The sequence below is a fragment of the Sabulicella glaciei genome (assembly GCF_026183895.1).
In the GTDB taxonomy this organism is placed as follows: Bacteria; Pseudomonadota; Alphaproteobacteria; order Acetobacterales; family Acetobacteraceae; genus Roseococcus; species Roseococcus glaciei.
In genome coordinates this window covers 624054-647235 of the sequence record NZ_JAPFQI010000001.1, presented here as the reverse complement: position 1 = coordinate 647235, position 23182 = coordinate 624054, and the positions used below count along the sequence as shown (strand labels likewise).

21 protein-coding genes are annotated in these 23182 nt (G+C 70.8%); 8 read left to right on the top strand and 13 right to left on the bottom strand.

The features are described 5' to 3' along the window. Nucleotides 1–9: 9 nt before the first annotated feature. Nucleotides 10–2955, top strand: coding sequence for a bifunctional [glutamine synthetase] adenylyltransferase/[glutamine synthetase]-adenylyl-L-tyrosine phosphorylase (locus OF850_RS02955; RefSeq protein ID WP_301588217.1), 2946 nt, complete (start codon nucleotides 10–12; stop codon nucleotides 2953–2955). On the opposite strand, the gene OF850_RS02950 is transcribed toward OF850_RS02955, so the two are convergent. Genes OF850_RS02950 through OF850_RS02935 form a run of 4 tightly spaced genes read right to left on the bottom strand, consistent with a single transcriptional unit; the run spans nucleotide 2933 to nucleotide 7041 of the window. After that, on the bottom strand, nucleotides 2933–3751 hold the full coding sequence (locus OF850_RS02950; RefSeq protein ID WP_301588216.1) for an ABC transporter permease: 819 nt from the start codon (nucleotides 3749–3751) through the stop codon (nucleotides 2933–2935). The genes OF850_RS02955 and OF850_RS02950 overlap by 23 nt on opposite strands. Continuing rightward, complete coding sequence (locus OF850_RS02945) at nucleotides 3748–4668, bottom strand: ABC transporter permease (protein ID WP_301588215.1); 921 nt, start codon at nucleotides 4666–4668, stop codon at nucleotides 3748–3750. The genes OF850_RS02950 and OF850_RS02945 overlap by 4 nt, the downstream gene beginning before the upstream one ends. Further along, nucleotides 4653–6299 carry a peptide ABC transporter substrate-binding protein gene (locus OF850_RS02940; protein ID WP_301588214.1) on the bottom strand — a complete coding sequence of 549 codons (1647 nt, stop codon included), beginning with the start codon at nucleotides 6297–6299 and terminating at the stop codon, nucleotides 4653–4655. The genes OF850_RS02945 and OF850_RS02940 overlap by 16 nt, the downstream gene beginning before the upstream one ends. Nucleotides 6300–6315: 16 nt before the next feature. Continuing rightward, nucleotides 6316–7041, bottom strand: coding sequence for an orotate phosphoribosyltransferase (locus OF850_RS02935; RefSeq protein WP_301588213.1), 726 nt, complete (start codon nucleotides 7039–7041; stop codon nucleotides 6316–6318). A 54-nt stretch (nucleotides 7042–7095) separates the two neighbouring features. On the opposite strand from OF850_RS02935, the gene OF850_RS02930 reads away from it, so the two are divergent. From OF850_RS02930 to OF850_RS02905, 6 genes are all read left to right on the top strand, one after another. After that, complete coding sequence (locus OF850_RS02930) at nucleotides 7096–7995, top strand: mitochondrial fission ELM1 family protein (RefSeq protein ID WP_301588212.1); 900 nt, start codon at nucleotides 7096–7098, stop codon at nucleotides 7993–7995. Next, the gene (locus OF850_RS02925) at nucleotides 7992–8822 is read left to right on the top strand and encodes a protein-methionine-sulfoxide reductase heme-binding subunit MsrQ (RefSeq protein ID WP_301588211.1); all 831 of its coding nucleotides are present in this window, start codon (nucleotides 7992–7994) and stop codon (nucleotides 8820–8822) included. Before OF850_RS02930 ends, OF850_RS02925 begins: the two co-directional genes overlap by 4 nt. 34 nt (nucleotides 8823–8856) lie before the next feature. Further along, nucleotides 8857–9930 (top strand): tartrate dehydrogenase, encoded by a 1074-nt coding sequence (locus tag OF850_RS02920; RefSeq protein ID WP_301588210.1) that lies wholly within the window; start codon nucleotides 8857–8859, stop codon nucleotides 9928–9930. Nucleotides 9931–10011: 81 nt separating this feature from the next. After that, on the top strand, nucleotides 10012–10248 hold the full coding sequence (locus OF850_RS02915) for a hypothetical protein (protein ID WP_301588209.1): 237 nt from the start codon (nucleotides 10012–10014) through the stop codon (nucleotides 10246–10248). Between the two features lie 64 nt (nucleotides 10249–10312). Then, the gene (locus OF850_RS02910) at nucleotides 10313–11755 is read left to right on the top strand and encodes an NAD-dependent succinate-semialdehyde dehydrogenase (protein ID WP_301588208.1); all 1443 of its coding nucleotides are present in this window, start codon (nucleotides 10313–10315) and stop codon (nucleotides 11753–11755) included. 66 nt (nucleotides 11756–11821) lie between these two features. Next, on the top strand, nucleotides 11822–13408 hold the full coding sequence (locus OF850_RS02905; protein ID WP_301588207.1) for a carboxylesterase/lipase family protein: 1587 nt from the start codon (nucleotides 11822–11824) through the stop codon (nucleotides 13406–13408). A 7-nt stretch (nucleotides 13409–13415) separates the two neighbouring features. On the opposite strand, the gene cuyB is transcribed toward OF850_RS02905, so the two are convergent. Further along, nucleotides 13416–14105, bottom strand: a complete 690-nt coding sequence (cuyB, locus tag OF850_RS02900; RefSeq protein WP_301588206.1) for a cysteate racemase — start codon at nucleotides 14103–14105, stop codon at nucleotides 13416–13418. Next, on the bottom strand, nucleotides 14102–14851 hold the full coding sequence (locus tag OF850_RS02895; RefSeq protein WP_301588204.1) for a sulfite exporter TauE/SafE family protein: 750 nt from the start codon (nucleotides 14849–14851) through the stop codon (nucleotides 14102–14104). Before OF850_RS02895 ends, cuyB begins: the two co-directional genes overlap by 4 nt. A gap of 69 nt (nucleotides 14852–14920) precedes the next feature. Here OF850_RS02895 and OF850_RS02890 point away from each other — a divergent pair, with 69 nt between their 5' ends. Further along, complete coding sequence (locus OF850_RS02890; protein WP_301588203.1) at nucleotides 14921–15742, top strand: sulfite exporter TauE/SafE family protein; 822 nt, start codon at nucleotides 14921–14923, stop codon at nucleotides 15740–15742. On the opposite strand, the gene OF850_RS02885 is transcribed toward OF850_RS02890, so the two are convergent. The 7 genes from OF850_RS02885 to OF850_RS02855 form a co-directional block, all read right to left on the bottom strand. Beyond that, on the bottom strand, nucleotides 15735–16199 hold the full coding sequence (locus tag OF850_RS02885) for a hypothetical protein (protein WP_301588201.1): 465 nt from the start codon (nucleotides 16197–16199) through the stop codon (nucleotides 15735–15737). The two genes, OF850_RS02890 and OF850_RS02885, sit on opposite strands and share 8 nt — an antisense overlap. 451 nt (nucleotides 16200–16650) lie before the next feature. Next, on the bottom strand, nucleotides 16651–18417 hold the full coding sequence (gene recJ, locus OF850_RS02880) for a single-stranded-DNA-specific exonuclease RecJ (protein WP_301588200.1): 1767 nt from the start codon (nucleotides 18415–18417) through the stop codon (nucleotides 16651–16653). Next, entirely contained in the window at nucleotides 18417–19409 is a 993-nt protein-coding gene (glpX, locus tag OF850_RS02875; protein ID WP_301588199.1) for a class II fructose-bisphosphatase, read from the bottom strand. Before glpX ends, recJ begins: the two co-directional genes overlap by 1 nt. Nucleotides 19410–19426: 17 nt before the next feature. Beyond that, the gene (locus OF850_RS02870) at nucleotides 19427–20089 is read right to left on the bottom strand and encodes an SIMPL domain-containing protein (RefSeq protein WP_301588198.1); all 663 of its coding nucleotides are present in this window, start codon (nucleotides 20087–20089) and stop codon (nucleotides 19427–19429) included. Beyond that, nucleotides 20086–21369 carry a homoserine dehydrogenase gene (locus tag OF850_RS02865; protein WP_301588197.1) on the bottom strand — a complete coding sequence of 428 codons (1284 nt, stop codon included), beginning with the start codon at nucleotides 21367–21369 and terminating at the stop codon, nucleotides 20086–20088. Before OF850_RS02865 ends, OF850_RS02870 begins: the two co-directional genes overlap by 4 nt. Next, nucleotides 21366–22580, bottom strand: coding sequence for an LL-diaminopimelate aminotransferase (locus OF850_RS02860; RefSeq protein ID WP_301588196.1), 1215 nt, complete (start codon nucleotides 22578–22580; stop codon nucleotides 21366–21368). Before OF850_RS02860 ends, OF850_RS02865 begins: the two co-directional genes overlap by 4 nt. Before the next feature lie 36 nt (nucleotides 22581–22616). Then, entirely contained in the window at nucleotides 22617–23180 is a 564-nt protein-coding gene (locus OF850_RS02855; RefSeq protein ID WP_301588194.1) for a hypothetical protein, read from the bottom strand. Nucleotides 23181–23182 lie beyond the last annotated feature (2 nt).

Below are 23182 nucleotides of genomic sequence, written 5' to 3'. Positions count from 1 at the left end.
TCTGTCCCGATGCCCGAAAGCCCGATCCACGACCCCGAGGCCGCCGCCACGCTGCGCGCCCGCCTTGCCGAGGGCGACGCGGCCCGCCAGGCCCTCGCCGCGCGATCCGACGCCCAGGCCCTGCTCGACCGCATCGGCGGCCACAGCCCCTTCCTTTCCGACCTCGCGGTCGGCGAGGCGCCGAGCCTGATCCGCCTGCTGGATCGTGGGCCGGAGGACGCGATGGCCTGCGCGCTGGAGCCCCTGACAAAGGCCGACCCGGCCTCCCCGCGCGAGGCGGTGGCGACGCTGCTGCGGCGCGCCAAGCGGCAAGGCGCGCTGGTGGCCGCCGCCGCCGACCTCGCGGGGCTGTGGAGCCTGGACAGCGTGACCGGCGCACTGTCCGACCTCGCGGACAGCGCGATCGAATTTGCCTGCGCCCATCTGCTGCTGGACGCGCATCGCCGCGGTCAGGTCCGCCTCCCGCGCGCCAAGGGCGAGCCGCGCGCGATCACTCGCGGCTCCGGCCTCATCGTGCTCGGCATGGGGAAGCTGGGTGGGAGGGAGCTGAACTACTCCTCCGATATTGACCTGATGCTGCTGCATGATCCCGATTCGGCAGCCTACCACGAGGAGCACGGTGCCGCCCCCTATGTGCGGCTGGCGCGCGACCTCGTGCGGCTGATTGAGGAACGCACCGGCGAGGGTTACGTCTTTCGGACCGACCTTCGCCTCCGCCCCGACCCAGCCGCGACGCCCCTTTGCGTCTCCGTCCCCATGGCGCTCACCTACTACGAGAGCCTCGGCCAGAACTGGGAACGCGCCGCGATGATCAAGGCGCGCCCCGTCGCGGGGGACCGCGCGGCGGGCGACGCCCTCCTGAAGGAGTTGCGCCCCTTCGTCTGGCGAAGGCATCTCGATTTCGCAGCCGTCGCCGACATCCATTCCATCAAGCGCCAGATCCACCGCCACAAGGGCGAGAAGGGCGCGGGCGGCACCATCGCCGTGGCGGGGCATGACGTGAAGCTCGGCCGCGGCGGCATCCGCGAGATCGAGTTCACCGCGCAGGTGCTGCAGCTGATCTGGGGCGGGCGTGACCCAGGGCTGCGCGACCCCACGACGCTTGGCGCGCTGGCAGCACTGGCTGGCGCGGGCAAGATGGACCGCCGCGCCGCCGCCGACCTCGCCGACGCCTACGTCTTCCTCCGCAACACCGAGCATCGGTTGCAGATGGTGGCGGACCGCCAGACCCACAGGCTTCCGGAGGCGCCGGACGAGCTGGCGCGCATCGCCCGCTTCATGGGCTATCCGGATGCCGAGGCCTTCTCCGCCGCTCTCACAGAGCACCAGCTGCGCGTGCAGAGCCACTATACCTCCATGTTCGAGACGGCGCCGCGGCTCTCGGCCGGCGACGGCGAGGGCGGCAGCCTTGTCTTCACCGGCGTCGAGGACGATCCGGAAACCCTGGAGACGCTGCGCGGCATGGGGTTCCGCGACGCATCCTCCGTCGCTGCCATGGTGCGCGGTTGGCACCACGGCCGCCCGCGCGCCACGCGCTCCGAACGCGCACGCGAGCTGTTGACCGAGATGATGCCGGCTCTGCTCGCCGCCTTCGCGCGGCAACGGGAGCCGGAAGCGGCGCTGGCGCGGCTCGACTCGCTTCTCGGCAAGCTTGCGGCGGGGGTGCAGTTCCTGTCGGTGCTGCACCGCAATCCTCGCCTGCTCATCCGCCTGGCCGGGCTGCTCGGCGCTGCGCCGACGCTGGCCGACCATCTGGCCCGGCGCCCGGCGGCGCTGGAGGGGCTGCTGGCCGGCACCCACGCGCCACCGGGCGAGAAACCCCTCGCCACCCTGCCCGCCTTGCTGCGCGAGGCGCGCGACCTGGACGACGCGCTGGAGGCAACGCGCCGCATGGTGGTCGAGCGCATGTTCGAGGTGGACGCGGCGGCGCTGGAAGGGCGGATGGACGCGGACAGCGCGGGCGAATGCCGTTCGGCCGTGTCGGATGCCGCCGTCTCCGCCCTGCTGCCGGCCGTCCAGGCGGATTTCGCCCGCCGCTTCGGTGAGGTGCCTGGCGGCGGCATGGCGGTGCTGGCCTTGGGCAAGCTAGGGGGCAAGGAGATGCTGCCCGCCTCCGACCTCGACCTGATCCTGATCTACGATTGCGATCCGGAGGCCGAGGGCAGCCAAGGCGGGGCACGCTCCCTCGCGCCTTCGGAGTACTTCATCCGACTCGCGCACCAGATCGTCGCCGCGCTGACCGCGCCCGGCGCGGAGGGGCGCGCCTTCGAGGTGGACATGCGGCTGCGCCCCTCGGGCAACAAAGGGCCGGTGGCGGTGCGGCTCTCCTCCTTCCAGCGCTACCACGCCGAGGAGGCCTGGACTTGGGAGCGCATGGCCCTCACCCGCGCGCGGGTCATCGCAGGCCCGGCCGCGCTGTCTCGGGCGGTGCGCGACTCGGTGCAATCCGCCTTGACTCAACCGCGCGACGCAGAGGCCGTGCTGGCGGATGCCGCCGCGATGCGCGCCCGCCTGCTGCGCGACCTGCCGCCGGACGGTCCCTGGGACATCAAGGGCATGCCGGGCGGCCTGACGGAGGTCGAGTTCATCGCCCAGGCGATGACCGTGGCCCATGCGCATTCGCACCCGCGCCTCCTGCGCGGCACGACCCGCGACGTGCTGCGCGCCCTGGGCCGTGAGGGGCTTCTGGATGAGCAAGAGGCCGAGACTCTGATCCGGGCCGAGCGGCTGTGGCGGACCCTACTCAGCCTGCTGCGCCTCACGGTCGGCAAGTGGCGCGAGGCGGCGCTGCCGCCCACGGCCGAGGAGGCGATGCGCGAGGTGGCCGGTGCGAAGGTCGGGCGGGAGATCCCGAATCTCGACGCGCTGCGCCGCGTGATGGAGGAGCATGCCTCCGCGGTGCGCGACAGCTTCGCGAGACGGGTCGGTGCCTTCAGCGCCGCTGCCGCGAAATAGCGTCGGCGACGAGGTTGCAGCCCAGCACGGCCAGCAGGATGGCAAGCCCGGGCCAAAGCGCGACGAGCGGCGCCTGAAACGCCAGCTCCTGCGCGTTGGCGAGCATGTTGCCCCAGGAGGGCGCAGGCGGCGCGATGCCAAGGCCGAGGAAGCTGAGCGTGCTCTCGGCCAGCACGGCGCCGCCGACCGCGAGCGCCGTGGCGATGGCGATGGGAGTCGCCAGCTCCGGCAAGACATGGCGGCGCAGGATGCGTGCCTCTCCCACACCCATGGCCCGCGCCGCCCGCACGAAGTCGCGCGCCAGCACGGAAAGCGCGCCCGCCCGCACCAGCCGCGCCACCCCGACCCAGCCGAACAGCGCCAGCAGCCCGGCGATGCGGATCATGTCGGACAGCGCCTCGCCGCGCGGCAGGCCGATCGCCGCCGGGTCCAGCGCCGCCAGGATGACGAGGAGCGGCAGGGCCGGCAGCGCCAGCATCCCGTCGGCCAGGCGCATCAGCGCCGCATCCATCCAGCCGCCCTTCCAGGCGGCGAGCAGTCCCGCCGTCGTGCCAATCACCGTCGCCGCCAGCGCCGCCGCCAGCCCGACCGCCAGCGAAACCCGCGCCCCGTGCAGAAGGCGCAGCAGCACGTCACGCCCCAGTTCGTCGGTACCGAGCGGATGTTCCACGGACGGTGGCGCGAAGCGGTTGAACAGATCCGGCAGGAACGGGTCATGCCCGAGCGCAGCGGCGGCGAGCGGCGCAGCCAAAGCCGCCAGGACCAGCGCGCCGAGGAGGATGAGCCCCGCCTTCACGCGAGGCGCGGGTCCAGCCAGCGCTGGACGAGGTCAGCGGCCAGCGTCGCCAGCATGGTCACCACGGCGACGACCAGCAGCGCCAGCAGGGCGAGGTTGAAGTCGCTGCCCATCACCGCATCGAAGATCAGCTTGCCCATGCCGGGCCGGGCGAAGACGGTTTCCGTCACCAAGGCGCCCGACACCAGCGCCCCGGCATCCAGCGCCGCGACGGCGACAACGGGAATGGCGGCGTTGGGCCAGGCATGCCGCCACAGCACCCGCGCCTCGGACGCGCCCTTGGCGCGGGCGGTGCGGATATGCGGCTCGGCCAGGGCGCTGCGCAGCGCGGCGGCAGAATGGCGCGTGTAGGCGGCGAGGTTGGCGAAGGCCAGGGTGACGACCGGCAGGAGGAGGAAGCGCCAGCCGCCCTCCGCCCCGCCCGCCGGCAGCCAGCCAAGCGTGACGGCGAAGAGGATGATAAGGAGGAGCCCGAGCCAGAAGGTGGGCACGGCCTGGGCCGCCAGCGCCAGGGCCTGCACGGGTCCTGACCAGCGCGGCCGCAGCGCCGCCAGCGCCCCCAGCCCGACCCCCGCACCCAAGGCCAGCAGCAGCGCGAGGCCCAGCAATTCGAGCGTCGAGAGCAGCGCCGGGCCTAGCAGCGCGGAAACGGGCTGCGCGAAGAGGCGGGAATGGCCGAAATTCCCGCCCAGGACCGACTGCGCCCAGGCGAGGTATCGCGCGAGCAGGGGTTGATCCAGGCCGTGCAGCGCCCGCATCCGTGCCGCGTCCGCCGCCGAAAGTCGCGGATCGCCCGCGATGGCGAGGTCGATCGGGTCGCCCGGCATCAGCCCGATCAGGAGAAAGGCGCAGAGCGACAGGATCGCGGTGGTCACCGCGATCTGCAGGAGGCGGCGGAGGATCAGCGCGCCCGCCATTCCTCGGCCCAGAGGGTGGAGGGGTTGAGGTGCCCGGTTGGCCGCACCCCTTCCAGCCAGCGCGGCCAGAGATGCGCGTCCTGGCGGAACCAGAGCGGCAGGGCCGGCAATTCCTCGGCATAGATGGCCTGGAGGCGCCGCCACATCTCGCGCCGCCTTTCCCGGTCCAGCTCCTGCGGCAGGGCTTCCAGCAGCGCGTCCATCTCCGCGTTGCGGAAGCCAGTGTAGTTCTGTCCCGACCAGTTGCGCTCGGCCGAGGGGATCTCCTCCGAGTGGAGGGAGGTGCGCGGCACGCCCTCGGGCGCGGAGATCCAGGCATACATGGCGGCTCCGCCGAAGCGGCGTCGGGACAGGCTCTCGCCGAACAAGACGCGCGGCGGTTCGTTGCGGATGCGCACCTCCACGCCCACGGCGCGCCACTGCGCCTGGAGCACCTGCTGCACCGCCTCCCGCGAGCGGTTGCCGGCGGTGGTCATCAGCTCAAAGGACAGGCGCTCGCCGGATGCGTTCACGCGGATGCCGCCGGGGCCGGGACGCCACCCCGCCTCCTCCAGCAGCGCGACAGCGCGGGCAGGGTCGTGCGCGTATTGCCGCGTCGCTGCCTCGTGCACCCAGTCGAGCGGATTCACTGTCGAGTGCGCCACGGTCTGCCGTCCCTCGAAGAGCCGCGCGACGATCTGCGGCCGGTCGAGCGCGTGCAGCAGCGCCTGCCGCACCCGCCGGTCGGAAAGCGCCGGGTGGTCGAGGCGAAGGTCCACGTGCTCGTAGATCAGGCCGGACTTGTACTCGACCTGGAAGCGGTTGCCGGCGCGGCGCATCAGGGCGGAGGCCTGCTCCACCGACAGGCCCAACTCGCCCGCAACCATGTCCACCTGTCCGGCCAGAAGCTGCGCCTCCAGGCTCGCCGTGTTCTCCACGGTGCGGACCTGGATGCGACGGAAATGCGGGGCGGGGCCGGACCAGCGCTCGTTGCGCTCCAGCGTCACGCCGGAGCCGGGTTGGACGGCGGTGATGCGGTAGGGGCCGTTCCAAAGGCCGGGATTGGTCGGCTCCGTGTCGTAGAGGGTGCGCATGCGATAGCCGCGCGGGTCGGCCCGCCATCGCTCGCGCTCCAGATGCGCGGGCAGCGGGGCGAAATCGCCCAGACTGGCGAACTCGAAGGTCACCTTGTCGAAGCGGATGGTGAAGCGCCGCGCGTCGTGGGCGGTGAACTCGTAGGCGGAGCGGTAGAACTCGGCGGGGCCGAAGCCGGTCGCCGCCTCGCGTCCCGCCTCCCAGGCGAAGCGCAGATCCTCGGTCGTGAGGGGCGTGCCGTCGCCCCAGCGCAGCTCCTCGCGAAGCACCCAGGTGACGGCGATGCCCTCCTTGCCGTCCGGCGTTCGCTCGCGCGCGGCGAGGCCATTCTCCAGGGTCGGCAGCGTCTCGCAGAGCAGGCAGACGGGGCGCCACTCGGCGTCGTAGGCGGTGACGGGACGGCGTGCGAAGCCCAGCACGTAGGATTTGGCCGCCATGTTGTCGATGTTGGGGTGGAAGGTGGAGGGATATTGCGTGATGCCGATGGTGAGCGCGTCGCGCCCCTGCGCCATCGTCGGCAGCGCAAGGAGAAGGAAGGCGAGGAGCCAGCGCTTCATGTCCCCTCCCCGCCCGTCAGGCGCCCTTGCCCTTGTGGGCCAGCGCCTCGTCCAGGCTGCCGACGCCGCCATTGGCGCGGCTCCATCCCACCGGGTCCTCCAGGAAGCGGCGCACCCCGGCGAGCGAGGATTCAGGGAAGTAGTCGCGCTCCCGGCACACCTCCAGCACGTCCCACCAGGAGGCGAGGTGGTGCAGCGAAAGGTCCATGGCCTTCATCTGCTCGAAGGAACCGGGGAAGACACCGTAATAGAACACGACGAAGGTATGGGCGCATTTCGCCCCCGCCTCGCGCAGCGCCTGGGCGAAGCGGATCTTGGAGGCGCCATCCGTCGTCAGATCCTCGACCAGCAGGGTCTCCCTGCCGACCGGAACGTCACCTTCGATCAGAGCGTTGCGCCCGAAGCCCTTGGGCTTCTTGCGGACATAGGCCATGGGCAGGTTCATGCGGTCGCTGATCCAGGCCGCGAAGGGAATGCCCGCCGTCTCGCCGCCCGCGATGCTCTCGATCGTTTCGAAGCCGACGGCGCGGTTGATCTTCTCCACGCCCAGATCGCAGATGCGGGCCCGCGCGCGGGGGTAGGAGATGATCTTGCGGCAATCGATATAGACGGGGCTCTTCCAGCCGCTGGTCAGGGTATAGGGGTCCTCCGGCCGGAAGTTCACGGCCTTGATCTCCAGGAGGATGCGCGCGGTGGTCAGGGCGGCGTCGCGGTCGAAGCCGGAATCGTGGTGGATGGTCATGCTGGAACCCCGGGAAAGCCACTCTCCCGATAGCCGCGCGCGGGTGGCGCGACAATGACCGAACCCGTCTGGGTGCTGGAAGATCCGCGCGCCGGCACCGCCGCGCAGGCCCTGGGCATCGCCGAGCGGCTGGGGCTGCCGCTCCGACGCGTGCCCCTGCGCTGGTCTCGCTGGGCCTCGCTTCCCGTGCCCTTTCCAACACTTCTGGGCCTTTCCGATGATGCGGCCTTCGCTCCGCCCTGGCCGCGCATCGCCATCTCGGCCGGGCGGCGCGCCGCACCAGTCTCGCGCTGGCTGCGGCGGCGAGGGGTGCGGACCGTGCATTGCATGTGGCCCGGGCTAGGCGCGGAAGATTTCGACCTCCTTGTCGTTGGGTCGCACGACGGTGCAAAAAAGACGGATAATCAGCTGGAAATTCTCGGTTCCACCCATCGCGTGACCGCTGAGTCCCTGAAGGCCGCGCCGCGCGTGCCCCGTTGCGACGTGGCGCTGCTGCTCGGCGGTCCGGTGCGCGCGGAGGGAATGGACCCCGCCCTTGCCGCCCGTTTCGCGCGCGAGGCTGCGGGGCTTGGCGGCTTTCTCTTCGTCACCACCTCCCGCCGCACGGGCGAGGAGGCGTCGCAGGCCGTGGCGGAAGCCCTGCAAGGCATGCCACACCACCTCCATCGCTTCGGGACGGAGGGACCTAATCCCTACCTGTCCCTGCTGGCCCAGGCGGGGCGCCTGGTCGTGACGGGAGATTCCATCTCGATGCTGTCGGAAGCCCTGCTCTCCCCCGCGCCCCTCTTCGTGGCCCAGCCTCCCGGCCTCGGGCCGCGCCACCGCCGGCTCCTGGCCGAACTTTATTCCCGCGGTCTCGCTGCGCCGCTGGGCGCCGCGTCTCCGCCAAGGCACCCGCCAGTCGACGAGACGGGACGCGTCCTGGACGCGATCCTGGCACGGCGCTGGCTGTGAGCGCGGCACCCTGGCGCGACCGTGCGGGGCGTGTCTCGCCCCTGCGGATCGCCACCTTGCTCGCCCTGGTCCTGCCAGCCGGGTGGATCCTCTCGCTGGCACTGTCGGACGGGCTTGGGCCGGAGCCGCTGAACCAGGCCATGCACGAGACCGGGCGTTGGGCGCTGCGCTTCCTCGTGATCACCCTTGCCGTCACGCCGCTTGGGCGGGCGCTCGCCTGGCCGAGGCTCTTCACGCTGCGGCGGATGCTTGGGCTGGGGACGCTGGCCTGGGCGGTGCTTCACCTTTCTCTCTACTTCGCCGACCAGAACTGGGTCATCTGGCGGGTGGCGCTGGAGATCGTGTCCCGCTTCTACCTGACGCTGGGTTTCGTGGCGCTGGCTGGCCTCGCAGTGCTGGGCTGGACCAGCACGGATGGCTGGATGAAGCGGCTGGGGCGGCGCTGGAAGAAGCTGCACCGGCTGGTCTTCCCCATTGCGCTTCTCGCCCTGCTGCACGCCTTCATCCAGAGCAAGGCCGACACCTCGCAGCCCGTGCTGATGGCGGGGCTGTTCCTGTGGCTCGTCGCGTGGCGCTTCCTGCCTGCGCGATGGCAGGCGCATCCGGCAGCGCTGCTCGGCCTCGCGGTGCTAGCGGTCGGCGGCGCGGCAGGGCTCGAGTATGCCTGGTACGCCCTGACTACCAATCTGCCCGCCGCGCGCATCGCGGCCGCCAATCTCGATCTGTCCTTCGGGCCGCGCCCGGCGGTACAGGCGGGGCTCGTCGCCTTGGCCCTGCCCCTGGGGGTCCTGCTGCGCCGTCTTGCCGGGGGACCCCGCGCGGCGTAACCCGGCCGGGTTCAGCAAGAGGGGAAAGCGTCCCATGGCCGGCCGCAAGCACCGCATCGCCGTCATTCCCGGGGATGGCATCGGCAAGGAAACCACGCCCGAGGGGCTGCGCGTCCTTGACGCGGCCGCCCGCCGCTTCGGCTTCGAGCTGGAGCTGAAGCACTACGACTGGTCCTGCGAGACCTACGCCGAGACGGGCAAGATGATGCCCGATGACGGGCTGGACCAGCTTCGCGACAGCGACAGCGTCTTCCTGGGCGCGGTGGGCTGGCCGGGCGTGCCGGACCATGTGTCGCTCTGGGGCCTCCTGATTCCGATCCGGCGCGGCTTCGACCAGTACGTGTCGCTCCGGCCCTGCAAGCTTCTGCCCGGCGTGAAGACGCCGCTGGCCGACCGCGCGCCGCATGAGATCGACTTCTACGTCGTGCGCGAGAACACGGAGGGCGAATATTCCTCCGTGGGCGGGCGCATGTTCCCCGGCACCGACCGTGAGTTCGTCTCGCAGCAATCCATCCTGACCCGCACGGGCACGGACCGCATCATCAAGTACGCCTTCGAGCTGGCGATGACCCGCCCGCGCAAGAAGGTGACCAGCGCCACCAAGTCCAACGGCATCACCTTCACCATGCCCTACTGGGACGAGCGCTTCGCAGAGATGGCGAAGAACTATCCCGCGGTTTCGACGGACCAGTTCCACATCGACATCCTCTGCGCGCATTTCGTGCAGCATCCGGACTGGTTCGACGTGGTGGTTGGCTCCAACCTGTTCGGCGACATCCTGTCCGACCTCGGCCCGGCCGTGGCCGGGTCCATCGGCGTCGCGGCCAGCGCCAACATCAACCCGGAGAAGGACCATCCCTCGATGTTCGAGCCGGTGCACGGCTCGGCGCCCGACATCGCCGGCAAGTGGGTGGCGAACCCGATCGGTCAGATCTGGTCCGGCGCGATGATGCTGGACCACCTGGGCGAGCGTGATGCCGCCAAGGCCATCACGGACTCCATTGAGGCGCTGCTGCGCGACGGCGGCCCGCGCACTCGCGACCTGGGCGGCCAGGCCGGTACCGTGGACGTAGGCAAGGCCATCGCGGAGGCAGTTTCGCGCGCCTGACGCGGCCGTCACTTGAACGCGTGTTCAAGCGTCGCTATCCTCCCTCCAAGTTGCGAGTGATTCGCAACTTGGAGGGTTACAATGGGTCGCGACTACAGCCACATCGCCCGGCGCTGCGAGCGGGCCGTCGTCACCGCCTATCGCGAACTGCGCGACCTGGGCCAGCCTGACATGGTCGCCTTCCAGGCCTGCACGACGCTGTATCGCGTCCACCATCCGGAATCTTCGGTGACGGAAGCGCGGCGCCTCGTGGCCGAGTGGGTGGATCATCACATCGTCCGCGGCTCCTTCGATCCCGCGCCGGGCTGCGAATGCTGAACTGACCCGGCTTCGCGCCGGGCCGCATCACCTCTATCCTCCGGAAGAATACGGAGGAACGCCGATGTCACAGTATCCCGAATTGAAGATGCTCATTGCCGGCGAGTGGCTCGGCGCCGAGGGCCGCAACAGCGAGCCCGTGCTGAACCCCGCGACGGGCCAGAGCCTGGGCACCCTGCCCCACGCATCCACCGCCGATCTCGACCGCGCCCTGGAAGCGGCGCAGAAGGCGCTGCCGGTCTGGGCGAACACCCCGGCCTATGAGCGCGCCCGCATCCTCCGCAAGACCGCCGATTCGATGCGCGAGCGCGCGGACGCGATCGCCGCGATGCTGACGCTGGAGGAGGGCAAGCCCCACCCCGAGGCGAAGATGGAAGTCCTCGCCGCGGCCGACGTGTTCGAGTTCATGGCCGAGGAAGGCAAGCGCGCCTATGGCCGCATCATCCCGGCCCGCGCCGGCGGCACGCGCCACATCGTGCTGAAGCAGCCTGTCGGCGTCACGGCGGCCTTCGCGCCCTGGAACTTCCCGGCCATCACCCCGGCCCGCAAGATGGCCGCCAGCCTCGCCGCCGGCTGCCCCTGCATCATCAAGCCCTCCGAGGAGACGCCGGCGACGGCGATCGAGATGGCGCGCCTCATCACCGAGGCGGGCGCGCCGGCCGGCGTGATCCAGGTCGTGTTCGGCGTCCCGGGCGAGGTCAGCACGCACATCATGGCGAGCGACGTCATCCGCAAGGTGTCCTTCACCGGCTCGACTGCCGTCGGCAAGCAATTGATGAAGCTGGCCGCGGACAAGGCGCAGCGCACCACCATGGAACTGGGCGGCCACGCCCCCGTGCTGGTCTTCGACGACGTGGATGCCGAGAAGGCGGCGGTCATGGCCGTAGCGGGCAAGTTCCGCAATGCCGGGCAGGTCTGCGTCTCGCCGACCCGCTTCATGGTGCACGAGAAGTCCCACGCGAAGTTTGTCGAAACCTTCGCCAAGGCCACCGAGGCGCTGAAGGTGGGCGACGGGATGGAGTCCGGCATCCAGATGGGACCGCTCGCCAATCCGCGCCGCGTGGATGCCATGACGGCCTTCATCGCCGACGCCACCTCCAAGGGCGCGAAGCTGCACACGGGCGGCGAGCGCATGGGCAACGAGGGCTTCTTCTTCCGCCCGACCGTGCTTTCCGACGTGCCGATGAACGCGCGCATGATGACCGAGGAGCCCTTCGGCCCTGTCGCCCTCATCAACCGCTTCTCGAGCGAGGACGAGGCCTTCGCCGAGGCGAACCGCCTTCCTTATGGCCTCGCCGCCTATGCCTTCACCCGTGACAGCGACCGCGCCATCCGCCTGCAGGAGCGGGTGGAGAGCGGCCTGCTGGGCATCAACACCTTCGGCATCTCCGTGGCCGAGACGCCGTTCGGCGGTGTGAAGGAGTCGGGCCATGGCAGCGAGGGCGGGCCGGAAGGGCTCGAGGCCTACCTGACGACCAAGTTTGTCGCCCACGCTCCGGGAATCTAACAATATTTGGGGCGGGCCTGGCCCGCCCTACCCTGGCAAGGTTGATCTGATCCGGAGGGATACACCTTGCGTTTGCTCTTGCCGCTGCTCGGCCTCGCCGGGGCGCTGTTCGCCGCCCCGGTCCTTTCCCAACCGGTCATTGCCACCGAAGGCGGCGCGCTGCGGGGCGTTTCCCGAGATGGCATCGCCGAGTACCGGGGCATTCCCTATGCTGCCGCGCCTGCCGGCGCCCGGCGCTGGGCAGCCCCCGAAGCCCCCTCCCCCTGGACCGGCACGCGCGATGCGGCGGAGTTCGGCCCGGCCTGCCCGCAGGTCGCCCGCTACGGCCTCACCGAGGCGAGCGACGCCGAGGATTGCCTCCAGCTCAACGTGGCCGTGCCGGAAGGCGGCGCCACGGGGCCGAAGCCGGTCCTGGTTTGGATCCACGGCGGCGCCTTCGTGGGCGGCTCCAGCTCCCTTTATCCGCTGGCGCCGCTGGCGCGTGCGGGGGACCTGATCGTCGTCTCGCTCAATTACCGGCTGGGCGTGTTCGGGTTCCTGTCGCACCCGGCCCTTCCCGCGGCGACGAATGGCGCCGTCGCGCTGGAAGACCAGCGGGCGGCGCTGCGCTGGGTCCAGCGCAACATCCACGCCTTTGGCGGCGACCCGGGCAACGTCACCCTCGCCGGCGAGTCGGCCGGCGCCGGTTCGGTCTGCATGCAGGTGCTCACCCCCGAGCGGGCCGAGGGCCTGTTCCAGAAGGCCATCATCCAGAGCGCCGGCTGCGCCTTCCATCTCCGCTCCGCCGAGGAGAACGAGGCGCTCGGCCAACGAATTGCCACCGCAGTGGGCTGCGGCGACGCGGCGACGGCCGCGGAATGCCTGCGCGGCAAGGATGTGAATGCGTTGCTGGACGCGGCCAACACCGCGGCGGGCAGTGACCTCATCGCATTCGCCCCCAGCTTCGGCAGCCCGGCCCTGCCGCGCCAAAGCGCGGATTCCCTTGAATCCGGCCGCTTCCTGCCCGTGCCCACCCTGTTCGGCGGCACGCGAGACGAATTGCGCCTTTACGTGGCCTACGACATCCAGGCGGGGGCTCGCATCACGGCGGAAACCTACTCGGACGGGCTCCGTCGCGCCTATGGCACGAACGCCGATGCGGTGGCCGCGGCCTACCCTTCCGACCACTTCGGTCCTGCGCCCGCAACGCTCGGCAGCGTGATGACCGAGTTCCACCCGACCGTCGGCATCAACCACTGCATCTACCTGCGGACGGCGGAGCTTCTCGCCCGCCGGGCCAGGGTCCACCGCTTCGAATTCGCCGACCGCACCGCCCCGATGCTCGGCGTGGCGCTGCCAGCGACGCCGGACCCGGGCTTCGATCTGGGCGCGGCGCATTCCTCCGACCTGAACTACATCTTCCCGCGCTTTTCCAACACGCGGGCGATCAACGGGCCGGACCTCGCCGGCGCATCGCGTCAACTGGCCGACATCATGGTCGCCTATTGGACCAGCTTCGCCCGGACCGGCACGCCGCGCGCGCCTGGCGCCCCGGAATGGGGAACGGACCAGACGCTGCGCTTCGAGGCCGGGCGCATCACTCCCATCAACCCGGAATCCGAGCATAATTGCGGCTTCTGGCGACGCCTCTACCCGGACCTTTTGGGCGGCTGAGCGCGCTTCAGGCGGAAGCGTAGCCCACGTGACGGATCGCCGCCCGGGCCAGGGCGGCGACCGTGTCCACCACCGGGAATTCCAACGCCTCTCCCGCCGCGATGCCGAGGGGGATCTCCGTGCAGCCAAGCACCACGGCACGGGCGCCCCTTCCGCGCAGGATGCGCGCTGCCTCGGCCAGCGGCGCATAGGCCTCGCGCACCCGGTTCGCCTTCACCAGGGCGATGCCCAGGCTGACATGGGAGTCCATCAGCGCCGCTTCGGGCACCAGGCATTCGCGTCCAATGCGGCCCTGGTAGAGCCCCATCGCCAGGGTGCCGGCCGTGCCCATCAGACCGATCGGCCCTTCGCCCACCTCCAAGCGCTCCAGTTCCTCGCGCGCGGCGTCCACGATGTGCAGGATGGGCAGCGTCGTCGCCGCCTGCATGGCGTCGAACCAGCCATGGGCGGTGTTGCAAGGAATGGCGACGGCACGGCATCCCGCCTGCTCCAGCCCGCGGATGCCTCGCATCAGCATGGGAAGCGGGTCTTCTGCCTGCCCCAGCCTTGCCGCGGTCCGGTCCGGAACGCGCGGGTCGCTCCACAGCACGGCGGGAACATGGTCCTGGTCGCGCTCCGCCCGGGTCAGCAGTGTCAACTGCCGCATGAAATCCGCCGAAGCCAAGGGGCCCATGCCGCCAAGCACGCCGAGCATCATCGAAGACCGCCTTCCCAGATTAGGTGCAGGGATGTGAGGAAAAGGAGGACATGGACCACCCGGTAGAAGATGCGGTCCGACATGCGCTGCGCCAACACGACGCCGATCCGGATCCCGAGCGGCGCCAAGGGCAGCAGGACAAGGCTGGTGAGCAGGTTCTGCACGGAAAGCACGCCCAGGAATCCATACGGCACCAGCTTCGCGTAGTTCACGAAGGCGAAGAAGACCGCCGTTGTCGCCGCCAGGGTCTGGCGCGGGAGGCGCAGGGGGAAGAGGTAGATCGCCAGCGGCGGACCCCCGGCATGGGCGATGAACGACGTGACGCCCGAGGCGGAAGAACTGAAGAACGCCTTCACGCGCGACGGCGCCCGGGCCGGCGCCTCGCCGGATGCGAGGAGGCTGCGAGCCAGGAAGGCCAGCGTCATCATCCCGATCACCAGCTTCACGCTGCGGTCCGACAGCGTACCGAAAACCAGTGTGCCCAGTGCCATGCCGATCACGGCGCCAGGCAGAAGGGAAAGCAGCACGCCCCGGTCCCATCTCCCCCACCAAGCCCGCACGGCAGAGATGTCCATGGCGCACAGCACGGGCAGAGCAATTCCGGCCGCGTCGGGTGCGGGGATCGCGATGGACATGAGAGGCACGCCTGTATTGCCGGCGCCGGAGGCGAAGCCGCCCTTGCTGATCCCGGTGAGCAGGAAGGCTGGGACAGCGAGGGCGTAGAAGAAGGGATCCGTGATCAGCACGCGCGCCTATCGTGACAGGTTGGGGCAGCGAAGCTATGGCGGAAGCGACTGACGAGGAAGGCGAGGCCCATGGTGGATTGGCAATGGCTGGCGGGGCTCGCCGCAGCGATGGTGTTCACGGGCTGCGTCTCCGGCGTGCTGGCGGGGCTGCTGGGCGTGGGCGGGGGCATCGTCATCGTGCCCGTGCTGTTCTACGTGCTGCCGCTCTTCGACGTTCCGGAGGCGACGCAGATGAAGGTCGCCGTCGCGACCTCGCTCGCCACCATCATCCCGACATCCATCGTTTCGGCGCGGAAGCATTACCAAAAGGGGGCGATGGACATGGCGCTGCTGCGGTCCCTGGCCCCCTCGATCTTCGTGGGCGTGCTGGTCGGCACGGCGCTGGCGGTCGCGATGCGCGGTCCCGGGCTGACGCTGGTCTTCGCCGTGACGGCGCTGGCCGTGGCCATCAACATGGGCTTCACCGGGGTGGATTTCCGGCTGCGGGACAGCCTCCCGGGCGGGGCGGCGCGCCAGTTGATCGGCGGCGGCATCGGCGCGATCAGCGCCATGATGGGCATCGGCGGCGGAACGGTGGGCGTTCCGGTCCTGAGCATGGCCGGCGTGGCGATTCGGCAGGCCGTCGCCACCTCCTCGGCCTTCGGGCTGATCATCTCGATCCCCGCGACGATCGGCTTCGTCCTGGCCGGGATCGGCGCCGAGGGTCGGCCGCCCTACTCGCTTGGCTGGGTGAACCTGATCGGCTTCGCGCTGATCGTGCCGTCCTCGATCGTCGCGACACCGTGGGGGGTCCGGCTCGCGCACTCTATCCCGCCCCTGGTGCTGAAGCGCGCCTTCGCGGTTTTCCTTGCCATCACCAGCACGCGGATGCTGTACACCTTGATCAAATAGGATCGTTCGCCGGCAACTCCATGAAGTTGGAGGCGAGCGAAGCACGGGAGATGAGGTTCCGCAGGGCCCGGTGCGTGAGCGGGTCCGCCCCAATCAGCGTGTCCATCGGGCAGAAGAACTCATGCGGCTGCGCCGTCTGGGTCTGGGCGAAGCCCAGGTAATCCTTCGGCTTCAGCGCAAAGAGCACGCGCGCGTCGCGCACGGGCAGGACCAGGGGCTCCTTCGGCTCGCGCTTCAGCAGCCGAAGCATGCGCCAGCGGGGCACGTCATGGCCCGGCTGGACGGGGGTCAGCAGCCAATCGACCGGGCACACGGCCAGCAGCGAGGTCACGGAAGGCGCGAAGCGCGAGCGCTTGTCCATCAGGTTCTGCACCGTCCCGCAGGCCTCGATGCAAAGGATGTCCACATAGGGCTCCTCCGCGCTTGGCGAGAAATGCAGGTAGAGCCCGTCCGGCAAGGTCCGAAGGCGGCTTGCTCCTGGAACCTTCAGGTAGGGTTGCGTCGCAGGCCGCCCGTGCTCCGGCCGGGCGCGCAGCCACGTGCCGGCTGCTTCGCTGACGCGGCGAGGCCAGGGGGCCGCTGGGGCCAAGCCGCGAGGCTGCGACGCACCTCGTTGTCGAGCCGCAGCTATCATTCACGTACGAAATATGAAGGACCATTCAATACCCCTGCGATATGACTGCGAAGCCGACCAGAATGCTTTCCTAGAAATCAGCTTTGCAACCTAGGATAGAATTACCGCACAGCGTGCAACCTGGCGAGTGAACCGACGTTTATTTTCCTTTTGAGACAGATACCATTCCCATTTCACTTGTGCCGTGGCGGGCGATTACTTGCATGAGCAAGAATCAAATGCCCGGCGCGACAGGGTCGGCCGGGCTCGAGATTTCCAGATTGGGTGGGGCGCGTCAGACTTCGCGCGCAGCGTCCAATATGTGGAGGCAGGCCGCTTCCTGATCGTTCCAACGGTCGACCCTCAGGTACCCGGCGATGGCAAGGGGTCCGCCGCCCTGGGCCAGCAGGGCATCTGCCAGGGGTCCTTCCTTGGCGCGGAAGCAGATCGCCTTCAGCCGCCCGCCATCCTCCCCCTCCAGGAAGACGCGGATCGTGGTCCCCTCGCGGCCGACCCGGCTGGAGCGGACCACCCGGGCCCGGGCGATGGCAAAGGCCGGTTCCTCGTTGGCGGGGCCGAAGGGGGACAGGCGTTCCACCTGCCCCGCCAGTTCAGGCGTCGCCCCACGCGGGTGCAGGGCACCCTCCAGAGCGAGTTCCGCCACGCTGGGGAGCGCGCGGGCCGCTTCCAAACGCTCGTTCAGATGCTCATGCAGCCGGGGCAGCGCGTCGGCCGGCAGGGTGAAGCCGGCTGCCATGGCATGTCCGCCGCCTGCGGAGAGAAGGCCGATCTGCCGGGCCGCGATGACCGCCGAGCCCAGATCGAGCCCGGGCACCGACCGTCCCGATCCCTTCGCCGTCCCGCCTTCCACCCCCGCCACGCAGGCGGGGCGGTTGAACCGTTCGCGCAACCGCCCGGCCACGATCCCGACCACGCCAGGATGCCAGCCCTCGTCGGAAACCAGCAGTGCCGCGTGGCCCACGTCGAGCTGGCGCTGCCCGGCCTCCATGGCCGCGGCCAGCACGCCCGCCTCGACTTCCTGCCGGCGGCGGTTCACGGCATCCAGCCGTTCCGCCATCGCCCGCGCCTCGACCGCGTCGGCTTCCAGCAGCAGACGCAGGCCGAGGTCCGGAACGGAGATCCGCCCCCCCGCGTTGATGCGCGGCCCGAGCGCGTAGCCCAGGGTGAAGGCGGTCGGTGCGTCCCGCCCGGCGGCGATGTCGAGCAGCGCGTTCAGCCCGGCCCGCCCCCGCCCGGCCAGCACGCGCAGCCCCTGCTGCACGAAGGCCCGGTTCACGCCGGAGAGCGGCACCACGTCACAGATCGTCGCGAGCGCCACGAGGTCGAGCAGCCGCTTCAGGTCTGGCTCCGGCCGGGTGGCGAAGAAGCCGCGGCGCCGCAGCTCGCGCTGCAGCGCGACGGCGGCCAGGAAGGCGACGCCGGCCGCGCAAAGCTGGCGCAGCCCGGAGGTGCAGTCGAGGCGGTTCGGATTGACGGCGGCCCGGATGCGCGGGGCCGGGCCTTCGGTCTTGTGGTGGTCGAGCACCACCACCTCCGCCCTGCCCTCCGCGACGGCAAGCGCGTCCTGCGCCGCGATGCCGCAGTCCACGCAGACGATCAGCGTCGCCCCGCCCCCCATCAGGCGCTCCAGTGCGGGCGCGTTCGGGCCATAGCCCTCAGCGATGCGGTCCGGGACGTGGTGGGTCACCGCGCAGCCCAGGCCGCGCAGCACCTCCACCATCAGCGCGCCGGAGCAGGCGCCGTCCACGTCGTAATCCGCGAAGACGGCGACGTGCTCGCCCCGCTCCACCGCATCGGCGAGACGCGCGGCCGCCGCGTCCATGTCGAGCATGATCGAGGGGTCGGGCAGCAGGGAACGAAGCGTCGGGGCCAGGAAGTCGGCGGCGGCATCCACCCCGATGCCGCGCGCCGCCAGCAGGCGCCCGACGAGTTCCGGCAGGGACAGGCGCTGGGCGAGCATCGCGCCCAGCCGCTCATCCCCGCCGCGCCAGACCCAGCGGCGCCCGGTGACGCTGCGCTCGATGCCGAGCGCGGTCTGCATCAGGCCTTGGGCATCATGGTGAAGTTGTGGTGCCCCTCGACGTAGCGCACCGTGCCGGTCTTGGAGCGCATGACGATGGAATGGGTAATGGCGCCGCCCGGGATCATGCGGACGCCGCGCAGCATGGGGCCGGAGGTCACGCCGGTCGCGGCGAACATCACCTCGCCGCGCGCCATCTCCTCCAGCACGTATTTCCGCTGCGGGTCGGCGATGCCCATGTCGCGGGCGCGGGCGACCTGCGCGTCATCCTCGAAGATCAGGCGGCCCTGCATCTGGCCGCCGATGCAGCGCAGCGCGGCCGCGGCCAGCACGCCCTCCGGCGCGCCGCCCCAGCCCATGTAGATGTCCACCCCCGTCTCGGGCTGCGACACCGCCACGACGCCGAACACGTCCCCATCCGGGATCAGCATCATGCGCGCCCCGGCCTCGCGGCAGGCGCGGATGATGTCCTTGTGGCGGTCGCGGTCAAGGGTACAGACGGTCAGTTCGCTGACCCCAACGCCGCGCGCCTCGGCCAGGCGGCGGAGGTTCTCGGCGGGCGACAGGTCGAGGTCCACGACGCCGGGCGGCAGGCCCGGACCCACCGCGATCTTGTCCATGTAGATGTCGGGGGCATGGAGAAAGCAGCCCTTGCTGGCCAGCGCCACGACGGCCATGGCGTTCGGCCCGGCCTTGGCGGTGAGCGAGGTGCCCTCCAGCGGGTCCACCGCGATGTCGGCCTGCACCCCGCCGCCCGTCTTGGCGTAGAGGCCGACCTTCTCGCCGATGAACAGCATCGGCGCCTCGTCCATCTCGCCCTCGCCGATCACCACCGTGCCCTCGATGCCGACCGTGTCGAAGGCACGGCGCATCGCCTCCACCGCCGCGCCGTCGGCGGCATTCTTGTCGCCCTTGCCCACCCAGCGCGATGCGGCCAGCGCCGCCGCCTCCGTCACGCGCACCAGCTCGAGCGCGAGGTTGCGGTCCACCACCTGGCCGGGTTCGATCTGCATCGTCGTCTGTCCTGCGTTCATCGGGGAAGAAGGATGGCCTCGGCGGAGGCGCGCACCGTCACGGGTGCCTCCTCCGGCAGCGAGACCGGGGACGGCGCCGCGCGCATCGCGCTGGCGGCCATCATGGGACGCGGCCCGTCATGCGCCATGTCGATCGAAAGCTCGGCGAGGTGGGAGACGCGCAGGCCGAGCTCGGCCGCCACGATCTCGGCGCGGGCACGCAACAGGCGGATGGCCTCGCGCGTCGCCTGCTCGCGCAGCTCGCGCTCGGCCTCGTCGGAAAGCTGGGCGCCCAGCATGTCGAGGGCGAGGCCCTGCGATTGCAGCGTGCCGACGAGGTCGGCCAGCGTCGAAGCCTCGCCGCCGCGCAGGGTGATGGACTGCACGGCGAGCCAGAGCCGCTGCTCCTCGCTGCGATGCGTGGCGTAGCGGCCGGTGGTGACGCGCAGCCCCTGCACGCGCTGCGCCTGCTCAACCGCGACCGCCACTGAGCGGTTCACCGCGGCCTGGGCGGCGGCGGCGCTCGTCGCGCGCGCCTCGGCCCGCAGCATCGCCACGGGTTCATCCGGGGCGCGGCGGAGCGTGGCGGACTCGCTCAGGCGCAGCTTCGTCTCCTGCGCCATCGCGGGCAGGGGCGCCAGCAGCAGGGGAAGCGCAAGGAGGGCGCGGCGCGGGTTCACAGCGTTTCGATCCGGATCACGGCGGGCTTCTCCACCACGGAAGGCAGCGCCTCGATGCGCGACAGCGCCTCGCTCATGCGCCGCTCCTCGCAATCATGGGTCACGAGCACCACGGGCACGGCCTCGCCCGGGGCACGACCGCGCTGCAGCATGGATTCCAGGCTGATCGCCGCATCGCGCAGGATCCCGGTCACGTCGGCGATGACACCCGGCTGGTCCAGCACCATCAGGCGCAAGTAGTAGGAACCGACATGGCGCTCCATGGGCATGGGCGGCGCGGTGTCCATCGGCTCCGCAGCACCCCAGACCGGGGTGAGGCGCCCGCGCGCGAGGTCCACGAGGTCCGAGACCACGGCGCTGGCGGTCGGTCCCGCGCCGGCGCCGCGGCCTTGCAGCACCACGCGCCCGACCGCGTCGCCCTCCGCCAGGACAGCGTTGAACACCCCCTCGACGGCCGCGAGCGGGCTGCCGACCGGCACCATGCAGGGATGCACCCGCGCCGCGACCCCGCCCGCCTCGCGCGAGGCGATGCCAAGCAGCTTGATGCGGTAGCCAAGCTCGCCGGCCAGGGCGATGTCCAACGCCGAGACGTGGCGGATGCCCTCGATGTGCAGGGCGGAAAGATCCACCGGACGCCCGAAGGCCAGCGCTGCGAGGATGGCGAGCTTGTGCGCCGCGTCCACCCCGTCAATGTCGAAGGACGGGTCGGCCTCGGCGTAGCCCAGGCGCTGCGCCTCGGCGAGCACGGTGTCGAAGGGCAGACCCTGCACACGCATCTCGGTGAGGATGTAGTTGCAGGTACCGTTGAGGATCCCCGCGACCCGGCTGAGCTTGTTGCCCGCCAGACCCTCGCGGATCGCCTTGATTGCCGGGATGCCGCCGGCCACCGCCGCCTCGTAGGCCAGGGCCGCGCCCGTCCGCTCGGACAAGGCCGCAAGCGCCGCGCCATGGGTGGCGAGCAGCGCCTTGTTGGCGGTGACGACGGGCTTGCCCGCTTCCAGCGACGCCTCGACCAGGGCGCGAGCGGGACCTTCCGCCCCGCCCATCACTTCGACCACCGCGTCCAGGTCGTTGTCGGCGGCCAGCGCCACCGGGTCGTCGTGCCAGCGCAGCCCGTCCAGCGCCACGCCGCGATCCTTGCCGCGGTCGCGGGCGGAAACCGCGACGACCTCGACCGGGCGCCCGGCGCGGGCGGTGATCACCCCCGCATTGGCCTGGAGCAGAGAGACCACCCCGGCGCCGACCGTGCCGAGCCCGGCGATTCCAACCTTGAGCGTCACTTCGCGACGGCCTCCTCGGCCGGGGCGACGTTGTCGCCCTGCAGGAAGCTTCGGATGCCGCGCAGCGCCTGGCGGATGCGGTGCGTGTTCTCCACCAGCGCGATGCGGACATGGTCGTCGCCATGCTCGCCGAAGCCGATGCCCGGCGCGACCGCGACCTTGGCCTTGGCCAGCAGCAGCTTGGAGAACTCGACCGAGCCCAGCGAGCGGAACCGCTCGGGAATGGGGGCCCAGAGGAACATGGACCCCTCACAGGGCGGCACGTCCCAGCCGGCCTGGCGCAGCCCCTTCACCAAGACGTCGCGGCGCTCGCGATAAAGGGTCCGCATCTCGGCCACGCAATCCTGCGGGCCGTTGAGCGCCGCCGCCGCCGCGACCTGGATCGGGGTGAAGGCGCCGTAGTCCAGGTAGGACTTCACGCGGGCGAGCGCCGCGATCAGCTTCGGGTTGCCGGCGGCGAAGCCCATGCGCCAGCCTGGCATGTTGTAGGTCTTGCTGAGCGAGGTGAACTCGACTGTGCATTCCTTCGCCCCCGGGATCTCCAGCACGGAGGGAGGCGGGTTGTTCTCGTCGAAATACAGCTCGGCATAGGCGAGGTCGCTCAGGATGAAGAGCTCGTGCTCCCGCGCGATCCGCACCAGCTCCTTGTAGAACTCCCGGCTTGCGAGCAGCGCGGTGGGGTTGGAGGGGAAGTTCACGATCAGCGCGGTCGGCTTCGGCACGGAATGCTTCACCGCCCGCACGATCGCCTCCAGCATCGCGTCGTCCGGCGTGTAGGGGATGGAGCGCGCGGTGGCGCCGGCGATGATGAAGCCGAACTGGTGGATGGGGTAGGACGGGTTCGGCACCAGGATCGTGTCGCCCGGCGAAGTGATGGCCTGGGCGAGGTTCGCCAGCCCCTCCTTGGAGCCGAGCGTGGCAACCACCTCCGTCTCCGGGTCCAGCTTCACGCCGAAGCGGCGGGCGTAGTAGCCGGCCAGCGCCTTGCGCAGCCCCGGGATGCCCTTGGACATGGAGTAGCGGTGGGTGCGCGGGTCCTGGACCGCCTCGACCAGCTTGGCGACGATGTGCGGAGGGGTCGGGCTGTCCGGGTTGCCCATGCCGAGGTCCACGATGTCCTCCGCCGCCGCGCGCGCCTTCGCCTTGGCCGAGTTCACCTCGGCAAAGACATAGGGCGGCAGTCGGCGGATGCGGTGGAACTCTTCGGCCATGATGGCCCTCCTCGGAACAAGGCTCTCGCGCGGGCTTTACCGCAGAGGCGGCGCGGGCGCGAGTAGGTCGGGCGGCGGCGGGGCCGGCGCCAGGAGTTCCGGCGGGGGTGGAGCGGGCACTTCGCCCGGGGTCGGGGCCGGGCCGATGGACGGGGCGGCGGGGCCACCGCGCGGCGGAGTCCAGGGCACCGCGGGCGCATTCGCGATGCGCGGCGGGGCCGGGGGTGCGGCGGCGATGTCCGGCGCGCCGGGCGCGGCTTCCGTGGCTCCCGGGTCGCGGCGCGGTGCCGGCCGCTCCGCCGCCGAGCGATCCTCCTCCAGGCGGCGGGTCAGGCTTTGGCGGGCGGCGAGGTCCGGCCGCTCCGGTATGGGGGGCACCGAGGCGAGGTTGGGCGCCGGGCGGTCGATCCCCGGCGGGGCGAGCCGTCCCGCAGCCTCCTGCCCCGTCGCCTCGCGCCACAGCCGCCCGAACTGGGGCGACTCGCCGCCACACCCGGCAAGCATGGCAGCCAGCAGAAGCGGGCCGATCGCTTGAATGGCGCGTGGCGCGTCACTACGCTCTAGACCAAGTGTGAAGTGGGACGGGAAGGGCTGTGTCACGC